The sequence below is a fragment of the Micromonospora sp. ATA51 genome (genome assembly GCF_016802855.1).
Taxonomy (GTDB): Bacteria; Actinomycetota; Actinomycetes; order Mycobacteriales; family Micromonosporaceae; genus Micromonospora; species Micromonospora sicca.
In genome coordinates this window covers 1-1,606 of record NZ_JAEVHJ010000632.1, presented here as the reverse complement: position 1 = coordinate 1,606, position 1,606 = coordinate 1, and the positions used below count along the sequence as shown (strand labels likewise).

Here is a 1,606-nt window from a genome sequence, read left to right as displayed (position 1 = left end):
GAGGGGCGGGCGGGGCGGGGGGTGAAGCCGTAGGGGAGTTCGAGGCGGTGGCGGGCCAGGAGGGGGTCGTCGGAGAGGAGCTGGAGAGTGGGGGCGTCGGCGACGATGCGGCCGGCGTCGAGGATCACCGAGCGGTCGCAGAGCTCCGCCGCGTACGGCAGGTCGTGGGTGACCATCAGCAGGGTCACCGGGAGGGCGCGCAGGATCTCCGCCAGTTCCCGCCGGGCGGCCGGGTCGAGGTTGGACGACGGCTCGTCGAGGACCAGGATCTCCGGGCGCATCGCGAGCACGGTGGCCACCGCCACCCGGCGGCGCTGACCGAACGACAGATGGTGCGGCGCCCGGTCCCGGTGCTCGCTCATCCCCACCGCGGCGAGCGCCTCGTCGACCCGCGCGGCCAGTTCCGCGCCGCGCAGCCCCAGGTTGGCCGGGCCGAACGCGACGTCCTCGGCGACCGTGGGCAGGAAGAGCTGGTCGTCCGGGTCCTGGAAGACGATGCCCACCCGGCGGCGGATCTCCGCCAGGGTGTCCCGGTCCCGGCTGACCGTCAGCCCACCAACGGCGACCGTCCCCTCGGTCGCGGTGAGGATGCCGTTGAGGTGCAGCACCAGGGTGGTCTTGCCCGCGCCGTTCGGCCCGAGCAGCGCCACCCGGTCCCCGCGCGGCACGGTCAGGTCCACCCCGTGCAGGGCGACGTGACCGTCCGGATAGGCGTACCGGACGCCGCGCACGTCCAGGGAGGGAGCCGTCTGCACGTACCCGATCATGTCAGCACGACCGCGGCCGCGGCGATGGCGACGGCCGCCAGCGGCACTGTCGCGGCGGCCGCCCACTGGCCGGCGGTGGCGGCGCCGGCGCCCTGCCAGACCGCCGGCATCCGGCCCGAGTAGCCGCGCGAGACCATGGCCAGGTAGACCCGCTCGCCGCGCTCGAACGCGCGCAGGAAGAGCGCGCCGATCCCGGCGGCGAAGCCGCGCAACTGCCAGAGGAAACGCGGGTCGTCGCCCCGGGACACCCGGGCCACCCGCATCCGCCGGGCCTCGCCCACCAGCACGTCCAGGTAGCGCAGCATGAAGGTGGCGATCTGGGTGAGGACCTGCGGGCACCGCAGCCGGTCCAGGCCGACGATCAGGTCCCGCGTCGTCGTGGTCGCGGCCAGCAGGAGCGACGCCAGTACGCCCAGCGTCCCCTTCGCGAGGATGTTCCAGCCGCCCAGCAGCCCGTCCACGGAGAGGTTCACCCCGGCCACCTCGACCCGCTCCCCCGTGCCGAGGAACGGCAGCGCGAACGCGAAGAGCACGAACGGCAGCTCGATCAGCGCCCGGCCGAGCAGCCAGCGGGGGCCCACCCGGGCCAGCGCCGCCACGGCGGCGACCAGCAGGGCGTACCCGCCGAACGCCCAGTACGCCTCCCGTGGCGTGGCGACCACGGCGACGGTGAACAGCACCATCGCGGCGATCTTCACCTCGGGCGGGAGGCGGTGCACCGGGGAGGTGGACCCGCGGTAGACGAGCTGCCACTGCACGCCGAACAGCCACTGGAGCACGAAGCCGACCACGAAGACCGGCAGCGCGATCAGGAACAGCGTGGAGACCAGGACCAGGTT

2 protein-coding genes are annotated in these 1,606 nt (G+C 74.2%); both read right to left on the bottom strand.

Going from position 1 to position 1,606, the window contains the following annotated elements; translation table 11 throughout:
* Window positions 1-767, bottom strand: a 767-nt coding sequence (locus JNW87_RS38520) for an energy-coupling factor ABC transporter ATP-binding protein (protein ID WP_238455450.1), incomplete at its 3' end; no start/stop codon positions are given.
* Window positions 764-1,534, bottom strand: a complete 771-nt coding sequence (gene cbiQ, locus JNW87_RS38515) for a cobalt ECF transporter T component CbiQ (protein WP_238455451.1) — start codon at window positions 1,532-1,534, stop codon at window positions 764-766. The genes JNW87_RS38520 and cbiQ, both read right to left, overlap by 4 nt.
* Window positions 1,535-1,606: the final 72 nt, after the last annotated feature.